13 protein-coding genes are annotated in these 14,989 nt (G+C 64.3%); 4 read left to right on the top strand and 9 right to left on the bottom strand.

Annotated features, from left to right (window positions below; genetic code table 11):
- The first annotated feature begins 29 nt into the window (after positions 1–29).
- The 4 genes from mdtD (at position 30) to yccS (ending at position 6,699) form a co-directional block, all read left to right on the top strand.
- Positions 30–1,457, top strand: coding sequence for a multidrug transporter subunit MdtD (gene mdtD / locus FPB55_RS23505; protein ID WP_029887785.1), 1,428 nt, complete (start codon positions 30–32; stop codon positions 1,455–1,457).
- A 112-nt stretch (positions 1,458–1,569) separates the two neighbouring features.
- Positions 1,570–2,907 carry an ATP-dependent RNA helicase DbpA gene (gene dbpA / locus FPB55_RS23510; RefSeq protein WP_232108669.1) on the top strand — a complete coding sequence of 446 codons (1,338 nt, stop codon included), beginning with the start codon at positions 1,570–1,572 and terminating at the stop codon, positions 2,905–2,907.
- 215 nt (positions 2,908–3,122) lie between these two features.
- Positions 3,123–4,304, top strand: coding sequence for an NAD(P)/FAD-dependent oxidoreductase (locus FPB55_RS23515; RefSeq protein ID WP_144189436.1), 1,182 nt, complete (start codon positions 3,123–3,125; stop codon positions 4,302–4,304).
- A gap of 211 nt (positions 4,305–4,515) precedes the next feature.
- Positions 4,516–6,699 (top strand): YccS family putative transporter, encoded by a 2,184-nt coding sequence (yccS, locus tag FPB55_RS23520; protein ID WP_029886249.1) that lies wholly within the window; start codon positions 4,516–4,518, stop codon positions 6,697–6,699.
- Positions 6,700–6,748: 49 nt separating this feature from the next.
- Here yccS and FPB55_RS23525 read toward each other — a convergent pair whose 3' ends face one another.
- The 9 genes from FPB55_RS23525 to epd form a co-directional block, all read right to left on the bottom strand.
- Positions 6,749–7,486: a transporter substrate-binding domain-containing protein gene (locus FPB55_RS23525; protein WP_054904961.1), complete on the bottom strand. Its 738-nt coding sequence runs from the start codon at positions 7,484–7,486 to the stop codon at positions 6,749–6,751.
- Between the two features lie 104 nt (positions 7,487–7,590).
- Complete coding sequence (locus tag FPB55_RS23530; protein ID WP_009681370.1) at positions 7,591–7,887, bottom strand: winged helix-turn-helix domain-containing protein; 297 nt, start codon at positions 7,885–7,887, stop codon at positions 7,591–7,593.
- Positions 7,888–7,899: 12 nt separating this feature from the next.
- Positions 7,900–8,400, bottom strand: coding sequence for a M48 family metallopeptidase (locus tag FPB55_RS23535; RefSeq protein WP_009681371.1), 501 nt, complete (start codon positions 8,398–8,400; stop codon positions 7,900–7,902).
- 39 nt (positions 8,401–8,439) lie between these two features.
- A complete protein-coding gene (locus tag FPB55_RS23540) occupies positions 8,440–10,560 on the bottom strand; it encodes an EAL domain-containing protein (RefSeq protein ID WP_009681372.1) in 2,121 nt (706 codons plus the stop codon).
- A gap of 248 nt (positions 10,561–10,808) precedes the next feature.
- A complete protein-coding gene (gene fba / locus FPB55_RS23545; RefSeq protein ID WP_009681373.1) occupies positions 10,809–11,873 on the bottom strand; it encodes a class II fructose-bisphosphate aldolase in 1,065 nt (354 codons plus the stop codon).
- Between the two features lie 100 nt (positions 11,874–11,973).
- Positions 11,974–12,303: an MliC family protein gene (locus FPB55_RS23550; protein WP_009681374.1), complete on the bottom strand. Its 330-nt coding sequence runs from the start codon at positions 12,301–12,303 to the stop codon at positions 11,974–11,976.
- Between the two features lie 114 nt (positions 12,304–12,417).
- Positions 12,418–12,669, bottom strand: a complete 252-nt coding sequence (locus tag FPB55_RS23555; protein WP_047149951.1) for a hypothetical protein — start codon at positions 12,667–12,669, stop codon at positions 12,418–12,420.
- The gene (locus tag FPB55_RS23560; protein WP_009681377.1) at positions 12,669–13,832 is read right to left on the bottom strand and encodes a phosphoglycerate kinase; all 1,164 of its coding nucleotides are present in this window, start codon (positions 13,830–13,832) and stop codon (positions 12,669–12,671) included. Before FPB55_RS23560 ends, FPB55_RS23555 begins: the two co-directional genes overlap by 1 nt.
- Before the next feature lie 12 nt (positions 13,833–13,844).
- The gene (gene epd / locus FPB55_RS23565) at positions 13,845–14,906 is read right to left on the bottom strand and encodes an erythrose-4-phosphate dehydrogenase (RefSeq protein ID WP_144189438.1); all 1,062 of its coding nucleotides are present in this window, start codon (positions 14,904–14,906) and stop codon (positions 13,845–13,847) included.
- Between the last annotated feature and the right edge of the window lie 83 nt (positions 14,907–14,989).

The raw sequence follows: 14,989 nt of genomic DNA on the forward strand, positions 1-14,989 counted from the left end.
AGAGGCCGGCACTGACAAACGAGGAAGTCATGCCCGAACGCACCCCGCTAGACCCCGCCACCGCCCGCTGGATCCCCTGGGTGGTCGCCATCGCCTTCTTCATGCAGTCCCTGGACGGCACCATCCTCAACACCGCGCTGCCGGCCATGGCCCGCTCGCTGGCCGAAGACCCGCTGCGGATGCAGGGCGTAATCATTGCCTACATGCTCACGGTGGCCCTGCTGATACCCGCCTCGGGCTGGATCGCCGACCGCTTCGGCACCAAGCGCATCTTCTTCAGCGCCATCCTGCTGTTCAGCTTTGGTTCGCTGCTATGCGCCGCCGCCAACAGCCTCGGCTTCCTGATTTTCGCCCGTGTGGTGCAGGGCCTGGGCGGCGCCCTGATGCTGCCGGTCGGGCGGCTGGTGGTGTTGCGCGCCTACCCGCGCAGCGAGCTGGTACGCATCATGAGCTTCATTACCATCCCCGGCCTGCTCGGGCCACTGCTGGGTCCGACGGTGGGCGGATGGCTGGTGGAGATCCTCAGCTGGCACTGGATTTTCCTGCTCAACCTGCCTGTCGGCCTGCTGGGCTGCTACGCCGTCTGGAAGTTCATCCCCGACCTGCGCGGCGCTGAACGCACCCGCTTCGATACCCCTGGCTTCCTGCTGTTCGGCGCCGCGATGGTGCTGATCACCATTGCCATGGAGGGGCTCGGCGAGCTGCACCTGCCGCACCTGCGGGTGATGCTGCTGCTGTTTGCCGGCATGGCGTGCCTGGCCGCCTACTGGCTGCGCGCCGGGCGCGACCCCGAGCCGCTGTTCTCGCCCAGCCTGTTCCGCGTGCGCACCTTCGCCATTGGTATCCTGGGCAACCTGTTCGCGCGCCTGGGCAGCGGCGCCCTGCCATTCCTGGTGCCATTGCTGCTGCAAGTCGCACTGGGCTATTCGCCGGCCCAGGCCGGCATGAGCATGATCCCGCTGGCGGCGGCGGCAATGGTGGCCAAATCCCTTGCCAGGCCGCTGATCGAACGCTTCGGCTACCGCATCATCCTGACCAGCAATACCTTGCTGCTGGGCCTGCTGCTGGCCAGCCTTGGGCTGGTTGACGAGCAGACGTCCTATGCCGTGCTGCTGATCCAGCTGGGGCTGCTGGGCGCGGTCAACTCGATGCAGTTCACGGCAATGAACACGGTAACCCTGATCGACCTCGACGATGCCAGCGCCAGCAGCGGCAACAGCCTGCTGTCGGTGGTCGCGCAGCTGGCGCTGAGCCTGGGCGTGGCCTGCGCCGGCGCCCTGCTTGGCGGCTTCACCGCCGCCGGCAGTGCCGAAGGTGTGGACACCACATTGGGCGCCTTCCAGCTGACCTTTGTCACCATCGGCGTGATGGCCATGCTGGCGGCGGCGATCTTCCTGCAGCTGGCACCGACGGACGGAAGGCGTGCCCGTCGTCCGGAACACCACATGGAGTCTTAGGGCGAATGGCCACGAGGCTGGTAGACTATGCGGCATTTTTAGCTTCGCACCGCAGGCCCGCCTCGTGACCACCGAATCCACCGCCTTTGCCACCTTGCCGCTGTCCACTGCCATGCTGGCCAACCTGGACGCCCTTGGCTATGCCGCGATGACACCGATCCAGGCCCAGAGCCTGCCGGTCATCCTCAAGGGCCAGGACCTGATTGCCCAGGCCAAGACCGGCAGCGGCAAGACCGCCGCCTTCGGCATCGGCCTGCTGAACCCGATCAACCCGCGTTACTTCGGCTGCCAGGCCCTGGTGCTGTGCCCGACCCGCGAACTGGCCGACCAGGTCGCCAAGGAACTGCGCCGCCTGGCCCGCGCCGAGGACAACATCAAGATCCTGACCCTGTGCGGTGGTGTCTCGCTGGGCCCGCAGATCGCCTCGCTGGAGCACGGTGCGCACATCATCGTCGGTACGCCTGGGCGCATCCAGCAGCACCTGGACAAAGGCACACTGGTACTCGATGGCCTGAACACCCTGGTGCTCGACGAAGCCGACCGGATGCTCGACATGGGCTTTTTCGATGCCATTGCCAGCATCATCGGCAAAACCCCATCGCGCCGCCAGACCCTGCTGTTCTCGGCCACCTACCCGGCCGGCATCAAGCAACTGGCCGCCGACTTCATGCGTAACCCGCAGCAAGTGAAAGTCGAGAGCCTGCACACCGACAACCAGATCGAGCAGCGCTTCATCGAGATCGACCCAGAGCAGCGCCTGGAAGCCGTGACCCGCGTGCTGGGCCACTATCGCCCGCAGTCATGCGTGGCGTTCTGCTTCACCAAGCAGCAGTGCGAAGACGTGGTTGCGCACCTGACCGCCAAGGGTATCGTCGCCCAGGCGCTGCACGGCGACCTGGAGCAGCGCGACCGCGACCAGGTTCTGACCATGTTCGCCAACCGCAGCAGCTCGGTGCTGGTGGCCACCGACGTGGCCGCGCGCGGCCTGGACATCGATGGCCTGGACATGGTCATCAACGTCGAGCTGGCGCGCGATGCGGAAATCCACGTGCACCGCGTGGGCCGTACTGGCCGCGCTGGCGAGAAGGGCCTGGCGGTGAGCCTGGTTGCCCCGGCAGAAGGCCACCGCGCCCAGGCCATCGAGCAACTGCAGAAGAGCCCGCTGCGCTGGGACCAGCTCGACAGCCTGAAGAACAAGGGCGGCGAGCCGCTGCTGCCGGTGATGAGCACCCTGTGCATCGCCGCCGGGCGCAAGGACAAGCTGCGCCCTGGCGACATTCTCGGGGCGTTGACCGGTGATGCCGGGATCCCGGGCAAACAGGTGGGCAAGATCGCGATCTTCGACTTCCAGGCGTTTGTGGCGGTGGAGCGGGCGCTCGCCAAGCAGGCCATGCAGCGCTTGAACAGCGGCAAGATCAAGGGCCGGTCCCTGAAAGTCCGCATCGTCTGACATTTTTGGGGCTGCCTTGCAGCCCATCGCAGGCAAGCCAGCTCCCACAGGATCACCGCATCGTCTGACATTTTTTGGGGCTGCTTTGCAGCCCATCGCAGGCATGCCAGCTCCCACAGGGTCACCACAGGCCTTCAGGCTTGTGCAGTACCTGTGGGAGCTGGCTTGCCTGCGATGGGCCGCACAGCGGCCCCGGCTATCCATGAGGTAACACCGTGCACTCCACCGACGTGATCATCCTCGGCGCCGGCGCCGCCGGCCTGATGTGCGCCCAGCTCAGCGCCCGCCGCGGCCGCCGGGTACTGTTGCTCGACCACGCCAACAAGCCAGGCAAGAAGATCCTCATGTCTGGCGGCGGGCGCTGCAACTTCACCAATATGTACACCGAACCGGCCAACTTCCTCTCGCACAACGCCCATTTCTGCAAATCGGCGCTGGCCCGCTACACGCAATGGGACTTCATCGAGCTGGTGTGCAAGCATGGCGTGGCGTACCACGAGAAGAAGCTCGGCCAGTTGTTCTGCGACAACAAGGCCAGCGACATCCTCGACATGCTGCTGGCCGAATGCGACGAGGCCGGTGCCGAAATCCGCATGCACACCAGCATCGAACAGATCGAAAAAACCGAAAGCGGCTACCTGCTGCAGACCAGCGGCGGGCAGTTCGCCTGCCAGTCACTGGTGATCGCCACCGGTGGCCTGTCGATCCCGACCCTGGGCGCCACCGGGTTCGGCTACCAGGTCGCGCGCCAGTTTGGCCACACCCTGCTGCCGACCCGCGCCGGGCTGGTGCCGTTCACCATCACCGAGCCACAACTCAAGGCATTGTGCAGCGAGCTGTCCGGCACTTCGCTTGATTGCACGGCCACCTGCAACGGCACCAGCTTCCGCGAAAACCTGCTGTTCACCCACCGTGGCCTGAGTGGCCCGGCAATCCTGCAGATCTCGTCGTTCTGGGAAGCCGGTGACACTGTCGAGATCAACCTGTTGCCCGACCGCGATGCACTCACCTGGCTGCAGCAGATGCAAACCGAGCGCGCCAATGCCGAACTGAAGACCGTGCTGGGCGAAGTGTTCACCCGCAAGCTGGCCAACCTGCTGGCCGAGCAGTGGTTCGAGTCCCGTCCCATGAAGCAGTACACCCCCGCAGAACTGGCGCAGATTGCCGAGAAGCTGGCCAACTGGCAGGTGGTGCCTGCGGGCACCGAGGGCTACCGCACCGCCGAAGTGACCCTGGGCGGCGTGGATACCCGCGAAGTGTCGTCCAAGACCATGGAGTCGCTGAAAAGCCCCGGGCTGTACTTTATTGGCGAAGTGCTGGATGTCACCGGCCACCTGGGTGGTTTCAATTTCCAGTGGGCCTGGGCATCGGCCAACGCCGCAGCGCAGTTCGTGTAGAGTAGAATCCATTCAGCAGCACGGAACGCTTCTTGCTGGCCCGTGCCCAGCGCCGGAATCTGGGCCGCTTCGCGCCCCTTCGCGGGCATGCCCGCTCCCACGGGGTTTTGTGCAGTACCTGTGGGAGCGGGCGCGCCCGCGAAGGGCCGCAAAGCGGCCCCAGTAACCGGTTCTGAAAGGTATTCCTCTGATCACTGCCTAGCAGGCCAACATGTCATCGAGCTCGTTCCGTCAGTCACTGCGTCGCCTGTGGGGCCAAGACAAGTTCAGCTATAGCATCCGGGTCACCATCGCCCTCACCGGCAGCCTGGCCCTGTGCTGGTACCAGAACGAGATGGCCCTGCTGATCCCGCTGTTCCTCGGCATCATCGCCAGCGCCCTGGCCGAAACCGACGACAGCTGGCAGGGCCGCCTCAGCGCCCTGGCCGTCACCCTGGTGTGTTTCGCCATTGCTGCGCTGGCGGTCGAACTGCTGTTCCCCTACCCCTGGTTCTTCGCCATCGCCCTGGCCCTGGCAGCGTTTAGCCTGACCATGCTCGGCGCACTGGGCGAGCGCTACGGGGCCATTGCCTCGGCAACCCTGATCACCGCGGTGTACACCATGATCGGCGTAGACCAGCGCGGCGGCCAGGTCACGGATTTCTGGCACGAGCCCATGCTGCTGGTGGCGGGCGCGGCCTGGTACGGGCTGTTATCGGTATTGTGGCAGGCGCTGTTCTCCAACCAGCCGGTCCAGCAGAGCCTGGCCAAGCTGTTCTTCGAGCTGGGCAGCTACCTGAAACTCAAGGCCAGCCTGTTCGAGCCGGTGCGCACCCTCGACGTCGAGGCCACACGCCTGGCCCTGGCCCAGCAGAATGGCAAGGTGGTGGCAGCCCTGAACGCGGCCAAGGAAATCATCCTGCACCGGGTCGGCAACAGCCAGCCAAACTCCAAGGTCAGCCGCTACCTGAAGCTGTATTTCCTGGCCCAGGACATCCACGAGCGGGTCAGTGCCTCGCATTACCCCTACAACGCCCTGACCGAAACGTTCTTCCACAGTGACGTGATGTTCCGCTGCCAGCGCCTGCTGCGCAAACAGGGCTCGTCCTGCCAGGAGCTGGCCCGTTCGATCCGCCTGCGCCAGCCTTTCGTGCTGGCCAGCGGTTATCCCGAGGCCCTCGAAGACCTCAACGCTGCGCTGGAGCACCTGCGCCTGCAAAACAACCCGGCCTGGCGCGGCCTGTTGCGCTCGCTGCGGGCCCTGGCCGCCAACCTGGCCACGCTCGACCGCCTGCTCAGTGCCGCGAGCAACCCCGACAGCCTGGCCGACGCCAGTGACAGCAGCCTGCTCGACCGCTCGCCACGCTCGCTCAAAGACGTGTGGACGCGCCTACGTACCCAGCTGACACCCACGTCGCTGCTGTTCCGGCATGCCTTGCGCCTGCCCTTGGCGCTGTCGATCGGCTACGGCATGGTGCACCTGATCCACCCCACCCAGGGCTACTGGATCATCCTCACCACCCTGTTCGTCTGCCAGCCCAACTACGGTGCGACCCGGCGCAAGCTGGTGCAGCGCATTTTCGGCACGGCCATTGGCCTGACCGTCGGCTGGGCCTTGTTCGACCTGTTCCCCAACCCGCTCATCCAGTCGCTGTTCGCCGTAGTTGCGGGGGTGGTGTTCTTCGTCAACCGCACGACCCGCTACACCCTGGCCACGGCCGCGATCACGCTGATGGTACTGTTCTGCTTCAACCAGATCGGCGACGGCTACGGCCTGTTCCTGCCGCGCCTGTTCGATACCCTGGTGGGCAGCCTGATTGCCATCCTTGCGGTGTTCCTGTTCCTGCCTGACTGGCAGGGGCGGCGCCTGAACAAGGCGCTGGCCAATACCCTGGCCTGTGCCAGCGTGTACTTGCGCCAGATCATGCAGCAGTATGCCCACGGCAAGCGCGACGACCTGGCCTACCGCCTGGCCCGGCGCAATGCCCACAACGCCGACGCGGCGCTGTCCACCACCCTGGCCAACATGCTGATGGAGCCGGGGCATTTCCGTAAGGAGGCCGATGTCGGCTTCCGGTTCCTGGTGCTGTCGCACACCCTGCTCAGCTACCTCTCGGGGCTGGGCGCGCACCGCGATACGGCATTGCCGGCCCAGGCCCAGGAACAGTTGATCGAAGGTGCCGGGCAAAGCCTGGCCAGCAGCCTGGACGAAATCGCCAACGGCCTGGCAGCGCGGCTGCCCGTGGCCATTCACAGCGATGCCGAAGAAGCGCTGGCCAACGCCCTGGAGCAGATGCCGGATGAGCTGGATGAACATCAACGGCTGGTGCAGACACAACTGGCGCTGATCTGCCGGCAGTTGGGGCCATTGCGGACCTTGGCCGCGCACCTGATCAAGGAAGGCAACCCGGGCTGAGGCCTGACCCGGCCTTTACCCACGAAGAGGCCGGTAACGCCACCCAAGCTCAAAAGCCATGCTGGCGCAGCAGCCGGGCATAGCTGCCATCGGCCCTCATCGCTGCGATCGCCTGCTCGAACCGCTCGACAATCCGCGCACGCTCCGGGTGCTTCAGGCTGACCAGGATATGCAGGGTGTTCTCCCCCAGCGGCGGCTCAACCAGCACCACCTCGTCACGCACCTGCTGCGGTTCACGCTGCAGGTTGTAGCGGGCAACGTACTCGTCTTCCACCGCCAGGTCTACTCGCCCTGCTGCGACCATGCGCAGTGCCGAGGAAAAGGTGCGCACCGCCACCTTGTGCAGGCGCGGATCGCCGTCGAACCCAGGGGAATAGGCGTAATCACGCACGACAGCGATGGTGTAGGGGTAAAGGTCCGACTGTTGCCGGTAGCGTATCGCCTGGCCTTTTCGCTGCAGCAAGCGGATACGGTTGGTCAGGTATGGCGTGGAGAACTGCCCGATGCTGGCGCGCGCCTCGTTGTACCAGGCATCGATCAACACGTCGTAGCGCCCTTGCGCAACGCCCTGCAGCGCCCGCGCCCAGGGCGCCTCCTCATAGCTGCTGGCGTAGCCGGCACGGGCCAGCGCCGTGGTGACGATGCTGGTCGCCAAGCCACCGCCTGGCAGGTCTACATCGGTGAACGGGGGCCATTTATCCGCCACCAGGCGCAGCTTGCCCTGGCCCAGGGCAGGTGTTGCCAGCAAGATTGCCAGTACTCCCAGCGCACAAAGCAGTGGCCGCATGCTTATGTCCTTTTGCCATGGAGGGCACACACTGCGGGTGAGGTTACACAAACGCACTGCCGGGGGCAGCGGCCAATAGTGTCATTTTGCCTCTATTTTTGGCCTCAAGGGTAACCCAGCACGTCGCGGACCTGCCGCAGATGCTGGCTGATCCACTGTTTGTCGACCGCGCCCCAGTCACGAATACGGTAATGCCCGGCGTGGTTGCGCGCGCCTTCCTGTTGCTCGAACTCGCAAACGATGTCTAGGTCGGCCAGCGCGGCGATGGTGTCCTGGGCGGTGCGCCGCGGCATACCGGTGGCTTCCACCAGGGCCGGCACGCTGGTCGCGGTGCGGCTGTCGATCAGCCAGGCTACGTACAGGCGCCGGTAGAAGCTGCTTTTGGTCTTGCTCACGTCCATGCTGCATGTTCCTCAGAGGTTGCCCGGCAGTTCCCGGTAGGTCAGGTAGACGCGCAGGTCGAATTCCAGTTGGTGATAATCGGGTTCCATGTGCTGGCAGAGCTGGTAGAAGGCCTTGTTGTGGTCGCGCTCGCGCAAGTGCGCCAGCTCATGCACCACGATCATGCGCAAGAACTGCGGTGCGGCCTCCTTGAACAGCGAGGCAATACGGATTTCCTTTTTGGCCTTGAGCTTGCCGCCCTGCACCCGCGACACCGCGGTGTTCAGGCCGAGCGCGCGGTGGGTCAGGTCGAGCCGGCTATCGAACAACACCTTGTCCAGGCCCGGCGCACTGCGCAGGTACTGCTGGCGCAGCTCCTGGGCATAGCCGTACAGCGCCTTGTCGCTTTGCACATCATGGCGCCCGGGGTAGCGGCGCTGCAGGTACTCGCCCAGGCGGTCGCTGTCGATCATCTTGCGCACCTGCTCTTGCAGGTGCGGCGGGTAGGCTTGCAGGTAACGTAATACGGTCATGGCAGTGCATTCGGCGTAACGAATGCCGATTCTAGCCAATCATGGCGCTGGCCAGGAGAAAATCACCGGGAAGCGGGTAGCGTCCGAGGCGGTCATGGGGTGGGCCACCAGGAACCCCTGCACATACTCGCAACCATTGGCGTTGAGCCAGGCTGCCTGGGCCGGGGTTTCCACGCCCTCGGCAATGACCGTGATGCCGTAGTCGGCGCACAAGCTGATGACACTGCGCACCAAGGCGGTATCCACTGCCGTATCAGGCAAGCGTGCCACCAGGTGGCGATCCAGCTTCAGGGTATCGATCGGCAGGTCCCGCAGCATGCGCAGTGAACAGTCGCCGGCGCCAAAGTCATCCAGCGCCACCCGTACGCCCAGCTCGCGCAGGCGATGGATCTGTTTCACCGCCGCATCGATGTTGTACATCAGCGAGGTCTCTGCAACCTCGACCTCCAGTTGCGCCGGGTCCAACTGGTAAAAATGGATCACCCGCTGCAGTTCTTCGACCAGCCCGGGCATGACAAACTGCGCACGGCTCAGGCTGATGCCCAGCACCAGGTCTGCGGGAAAGTGCTGGTACCAGGCATGGCGTTGGGCCGCGCCCTGGCGGTAGATCCAGCTGGCCAGCCGGTTGATCAGCCGGGCTTCCTCGAGCAGAGGAATGAACAGGCCTGGCGGCACATCGCCGACGCTCGGGTGCTGCCAGCGCAACAAGGCCTCGAAACCCCGCAGGCGGCCATCGATGAAGCTGACTTGCGGCTGGTACACCAGGGTGAAGTCCTGTTGCTCGATGGCGGTGCGCACGCTGTCTTCGAGCATCAGTCGCGAACGCGCCCGCCCGTTGAGTTCCTGGTCGTAAAAGCGGTACTGCTGGCGCCCGGCCTGCTTGGCGGCATACATCGCCGCATCGGCTGCGCGCAGCAGGCCTTCGACATTGGCACCGCATTCCGGATAGGTGGCAATACCAATGCTCACCCCAAGGCACACATCCAGGCCGTCCACTTCATGGCGGATGGACACCCGCTCCAGCAGCCGCTCGGCATAACGCCCAGCCTGCTCCGGGTAAGGCAGGCTGTCGAACAGCGCGGTGAATTCATCGCCGCCCATGCGCGCCAGCAAGGCCTCGCTGCCCAGGCAGTCCTTGAGTTGCTCGGCGACCCAGCGCAGCACGCGGTCACCGGCGTCATGGCCAAGGGTGTCGTTGATGCGCTTGAAGCCGTCCAGGTCCATGTACATCAGCGCCTGGGCCTTGTCCGAGCGCTCGTTGCGCAACAGAGCGCCCTCGGCCGCCTGGTAGAAACCGCGGCGGTTCAGCAGGCCGGTCAGCGGGTCGGTAACGGCCTGGTACTCCAGTTGCTGGTGCAGGTTGCGCACTGCCGACATGTCCAGCACGGTCACCACCATGGCCTGCTGGTCGGCTGGCAACGGCGCGCACGACAATGCCACCGGAACAAGCTCGCCGGCCAGCGTGCGCAGTTGCGCGTCGTGCACGCGGTAGATTTCTTGCCCCAGGTAAGCACGGTAGAACTCCGATTCAAGCCATGGGCAGGCAGCGGGAAGCTGCACCAGGTCGAGCAGTTGGGCGCCCTGAATGTGCTGCACGGGGGCCGCCAGCAAGCGGGAAATGGCCGGGTTGGCAAAGCTGATCACGCCCTGTGCGTCCACCACCAGAATGCCTTCGGCGGCGTTCTCCAGAATCGACCCATTGAACGCCCTGGCGGCTTCCAGCTCCCGGGTCAGGCGCTGCAGCATGCGCCGGTTGCGCTGCTGGTCGAGCAAGGCCTGGACTTTGGGCTTGAGAACCTTGGGGTCGAACGGTTTGAACATGTAGTCCACGGCGCCGCTGGCGTAGCCTTTGAGCACGGCCGCTTCGGACTGTTCGTTCGCGGTCAGGAAAATGATCGGTGTCAGCCGCGTACGTTGGCTGCCGCGCATCAGCCGGGCAACTTCAAAGCCGTCCATCTCCGGCATTTGCACGTCCAGCAGGACCAGGTCGACATCATGCTCCAGCAAGGTGCTGAGGGCTTCCATCCCCGAACCGGCTGTTAACACCTGCCAATCTTGCCGGGCCAGCAAAGCCCGCATGCTGATGAGGTTTTCGGGGTAATCGTCTACCACCAGAAGAACCGAACTGCCATCCAGTGGCTGAGGGTAAGCGCCATCCATGCTGCTTCTCTTGTATGTCCAACTACGACTTGCTATTGGCTCCGAGCTTAACTCTAGCCGTGGCTACGAAAGACGCAATGCAAGGCATGGCAATAAGCCATGGACGAAGAAATTAGTCGACTAACGGTAGCTTTGCAACATGACTGTGAGCCTGATGCCGGGGGCCGCCAAATCGCTCCCAAGGCCTGAATGCCAAGCAAAAAAAACCCGCATTTCTGCGGGTCTTTCTATAACGCTCAACGGTTCGATCAGTTGACCTTGGCCGCCAGCTCGCCTTTGGCATAGCGCTGGAACATGCCTTCCAGGGAGATCGGCTTGATCTTCGAGGCATTGCCTGCAGTGCCAAACGCTTCGTAACGGGCGATGCACACATCACGCATGGCCTTCACGGTTTCAGCGAAGAACTTGCGAGGGTCGAACTCGCTCGGGTGCATGGCCATGTGGCGGCGCATGGCACCGGTGGAAGCCAGGCGCAGGTCGGTGTCGATGTTGACCTTGCGCACGCCGTACTTGATGCCTTCGACGATTTCTTCAACCGGTACGCCGTAGGTTTCCTTGATCTCGCCACCGTACTGGTTGATGATCGCCAGCCACTCCTGCGGTACCGACGAGGAGCCGTGCATCACCAAGTGGGTATTGGGGATGCGCTTGTGGATTTCCTTGATACGCTCGATGGCCAGGATGTCACCGGTTGGCGGCTTGGTGAACTTGTAGGCACCGTGGCTGGTACCAATGGCGATGGCCAATGCATCGACCTGGGTCTTCTTGACGAAATCAGCGGCTTCTTCCGGGTCGGTCAGCATCTGGCTGTGGTCCAGAACACCTTCGGCACCGATACCGTCTTCTTCACCGGCCATGCCGGTTTCCAGCGAACCCAGGCAGCCCAGCTCGCCTTCTACCGAAACGCCACAGGCGTGCGCCATGGCCACGGTCTGCTGGGTGACACGCACGTTGTATTCGTAGTCGGTCGGGGTCTTGCCGTCTTCGCCCAGCGAGCCGTCCATCATGACCGAGCTGAAGCCCAGCTGGATCGAGCGCTGGCAGACATCAGGGCTGGTGCCATGGTCCTGGTGCATGCACACCGGAATGTGCGGGAATTCTTCGATGGCAGCCAGGATCAGGTGGCGCAGGAACGGGGCGCCGGCGTATTTGCGGGCACCGGCCGAGGCCTGCACGATCACCGGGGAGTCGGTCTTGTCGGCCGCTTCCATGATGGCGCGCATCTGCTCGAGGTTGTTGACGTTGAAAGCTGGTACGCCGTAACCGAACTCGGCGGCGTGGTCCAGCATCTGGCGCATGCTAATGAGTGCCATTGTGTATCTCTCTCCCGACAAGCGTCGTATGTTTCGTGCAAGCCTGCCGCAGGGGCGGTTGCTGTTCAAGTAGTGTGGGCCGCCATTGCGGCCCGGCCAGTCACGGTGCCTTGCAGCCCCGCCCAATCAGATCGTTGGTTGCCACCCAGTACACCAGGCCTTCTTCGCCCTTGGTGTGGAAGGCCAGCATGCCATCGCTGTACAGCGCGCCCGAAGCACCTGGTTCGGCCTTGAGCCGGTAAACCTGGTCACCACCGCCCAGGCGCACGTCGACCTGGTCACGCTGGGCATCGGCGAAGCGCCACAGCACCTCGGCCTGGGTATCGCAGACCCAGCGGGTCCAGTTGTCTGCCGGGGCGGGTTGCGCCGGCTGCAGCAGTGAGCAGCCTGCCAGTGTCGCCAGGACCGTCACGGCCAAAAGCGCTTTCATTCAGTTTCCTCGATTTGGGGCTGCTTTGCAGCCCTTCGCGGGCTTGCCCGCGAAGGGCGCACAGCGGCCCCTTTCCAAGACCACAAATCAGCCTTCAGGTTGCCAGTTACCCGATCAAGGGCAACCCGGCGCCTTGCGCTGGTGGTCTTCGTCGTACTTTTCCAGGCCTTCCGGGCCCACACGCTTGCTGATCACCGGCACGGTCTCGGCCTGCCACTCGGACTGGTAGCAGCCGCCCTTGGGCGGCTGCGCCGGGTCGTCAGGCGAAGCCGGGCTGCCGGAGCACGCGCTCAGCAGACCCGCCAGCAGCATCACAGGCAATTGCTTGACCATCAGGCCACTCCCTTTGCCAGGCGCCGAAGTCATCAGGCCTTGGCCCGCTCTTCCAGGATTGCCACGGCTGGCAGGACCTTGCCCTCGACGAACTCGAGGAACGCGCCGCCACCGGTAGAAATGTAGGAGATTTCCTTGCTAACGCCATATTTGTCGATGGCCGCCAGGGTGTCACCGCCACCGGCGATGGAGAACGCGTCGCTGTCGGCGATGGCCTTGGCCAGCACCTGGGTACCCTTGCCGAACTGGTCGAACTCGAACACGCCGACCGGGCCGTTCCACAGGATGGTCTTCGACGACTTCAGCAACTCGGCGAACTGGGCTGCGGTTTGCGGGCCGATGTCTAGGATCATGTCGTCGGCAGCAACATCGGCGATGGCCTTGACGGTGGCTTCGGCATCTTCGGCGAACGCCTTGGCGACCACCACGTCAACCGGCAGCGGCACATTGACCTTGGCAGCGATGGCCTTGGCCGTGTCGACCAGGTCCGGCTCGTACAGCGACTTGCCGACAGGGTGGCCGGCAGCGGCCAGGAAGGTATTGGCAATGCCACCACCGACGATCAGCTGGTCGCAGACCGCGCTCAGGCTGTTCAGCACGTCCAGCTTGGTGGAAACCTTGGAGCCGGCGACGATGGCCGCCATCGGCTTGGCCGGCGCCTTCAGGGCTTTGCCCAGGGCATCCAGCTCGGCAGCCAGCAGGGGGCCTGCAGCTGCAACCTTGGCGAACTTGGCCACACCGTGGGTCGAGCCCTCGGCGCGGTGCGCGGTGCCGAACGCGTCCATGACAAACACGTCGCACAGCGCAGCGTACTGCTGGGCCAGCTCGTCGGCGTTCTTCTTCTCGCCCTTGTTGAAGCGCACGTTCTCGAACAGCACCAGCTCACCGGCCTGCACCGCGACGCCGCCCAGGTAGTCGGCAACCAGCGGCACCTCGCGGCCCAGGGCCTTGCTCAGGTACTCGGCAACCGGCTTGAGGCTGTTTTCGGCAGAGAACTCGCCTTCGGTCGGGCGGCCCAGGTGCGAGCAGACCATTACCGCCGCGCCCTTCTCCAGGGCCAGCTTGATGGTCGGCAGCGCTGCCAGGATGCGCGCGTCGCTGGTTACCACACCGTCCTTCACAGGCACGTTGAGGTCTTCGCGGATCAGTACGCGCTTACCTTGCAGGTCGAGGTCGGTCATCTTCAACACGGTCATGAATGCAGTCCTTCAGGGCTGTTTATTGCGGGTTGGGTGAACGACGTGCAGATAGTGTTCGGCAACGTCGAGCATACGGTTGGCGAACCCCCATTCGTTATCGAACCAGGCCAGCAGGTTGACCAGGCGGGGCCCGGCAACACGCGTCTGGCTGGCATCGACGATCGCCGAATGCGGGTCATGGTTGAAATCACAGCTGGCATGCGGCAGCTCGGTGTAGGCCAGCAAGCCTTTCAGCGGGCCGTCCAGCGCGGCCTCGCGCAGCACCCGGTTGACCTCGGCGGCACTGGTGTCGCGGGCGGTCTGCAGGGTGATGTCCAGGCAAGACACGTTGACGGTCGGCACGCGTACCGCTTTGGCCTGGATTCGCCCGGCAAGTTCCGGAAGCAGGCGCTCGATACCGCGCGCCAGACCAGTGGACACCGGTATCACCGACTGGAAGGCCGAACGGGTGCGGCGCAAGTCTTCGTGGTGATAGGCGTCGATCACCGGCTGGTCGTTCATCGCCGAGTGGATGGTGGTGATCTGCACGTACTCGATGCCGAACGCCTGGTCCAGCACACGCAACAGGGGCACGCCGCAGTTGGTGGTGCAGGAGGCATTGGAAACCAGCCGCTCCTGGCCGGTCAGGCAAGCCTGGTTGATGCCATAGACCACGGTGGCATCGACATCGGCCTCGCTGGCCATGGGCTGGGAGAACAGCACGCGCGGGGCACCGGCATCGAGGAAGCGCTGGCCGTCGGCGCGGGTGTTGTAGGCACCGGAGCACTCCAGCACCAGGTCGATACCCAGGGCAGCCCAATCGATGCCTTCGGGGGTGGCGCTGCGCATGACTTTCACGCAGTCGCCATTGATATGCAGACAGTCGCCGTCGACCTTCACCTGGCCAGGGAAGCGGCCATGGGTGGAGTCGAAGCGAGTCAGGTACTCCAAGCTGGCCTGGTCGGCCAGGTCATTCAGCGCAACGATCTCGAAACCGGCCTTCGCCCCCCGCTCGAACAGCGCGCGCAGGACACAGCGGCCGATACGGCCATAACCGTTGAGTGCAACTTTGTAGGGACGCAGGTGGGGCATTCGTTGGCTCGCTAACGCATGATGGCGGTTGGGGCCGCGTGGCGGCCCATCGCGACGCAAGGCCGCTCCCACAGGGTGCGGCA

The organism is Pseudomonas sp. BJP69 (assembly GCF_007633355.1).
In the GTDB taxonomy this organism is placed as follows: domain Bacteria; phylum Pseudomonadota; class Gammaproteobacteria; order Pseudomonadales; family Pseudomonadaceae; genus Aquipseudomonas; species Aquipseudomonas juntendi.

Bases quoted from the DNA above. Each gene is read 5' to 3' on its own strand.
- mdtD (WP_029887785.1), top strand. From the start codon at position 30: ATGCCCGAACGCACCCCGCTAGACCCCGCCACCGCCCGCTGGATCCCC.
- dbpA (WP_232108669.1), top strand. From the start codon at position 1,570: ATGCTGGCCAACCTGGACGCCCTTGGCTATGCCGCGATGACACCGATC.
- yccS (WP_029886249.1), top strand. From the start codon at position 4,516: ATGTCATCGAGCTCGTTCCGTCAGTCACTGCGTCGCCTGTGGGGCCAA.
- FPB55_RS23525 (WP_054904961.1), bottom strand. From the start codon at position 7,486: ATGCGGCCACTGCTTTGTGCGCTGGGAGTACTGGCAATCTTGCTGGCA.
- FPB55_RS23530 (WP_009681370.1), bottom strand. From the start codon at position 7,887: ATGGACGTGAGCAAGACCAAAAGCAGCTTCTACCGGCGCCTGTACGTA.
- FPB55_RS23535 (WP_009681371.1), bottom strand. From the start codon at position 8,400: ATGACCGTATTACGTTACCTGCAAGCCTACCCGCCGCACCTGCAAGAG.
- FPB55_RS23540 (WP_009681372.1), bottom strand. From the start codon at position 10,560: ATGGATGGCGCTTACCCTCAGCCACTGGATGGCAGTTCGGTTCTTCTG.
- fba (WP_009681373.1), bottom strand. From the start codon at position 11,873: ATGGCACTCATTAGCATGCGCCAGATGCTGGACCACGCCGCCGAGTTC.
- FPB55_RS23550 (WP_009681374.1), bottom strand. From the start codon at position 12,303: ATGAAAGCGCTTTTGGCCGTGACGGTCCTGGCGACACTGGCAGGCTGC.
- FPB55_RS23555 (WP_047149951.1), bottom strand. From the start codon at position 12,669: ATGACTTCGGCGCCTGGCAAAGGGAGTGGCCTGATGGTCAAGCAATTG.
- FPB55_RS23560 (WP_009681377.1), bottom strand. From the start codon at position 13,832: ATGACCGTGTTGAAGATGACCGACCTCGACCTGCAAGGTAAGCGCGTA.
- epd (WP_144189438.1), bottom strand. From the start codon at position 14,906: ATGCCCCACCTGCGTCCCTACAAAGTTGCACTCAACGGTTATGGCCGT.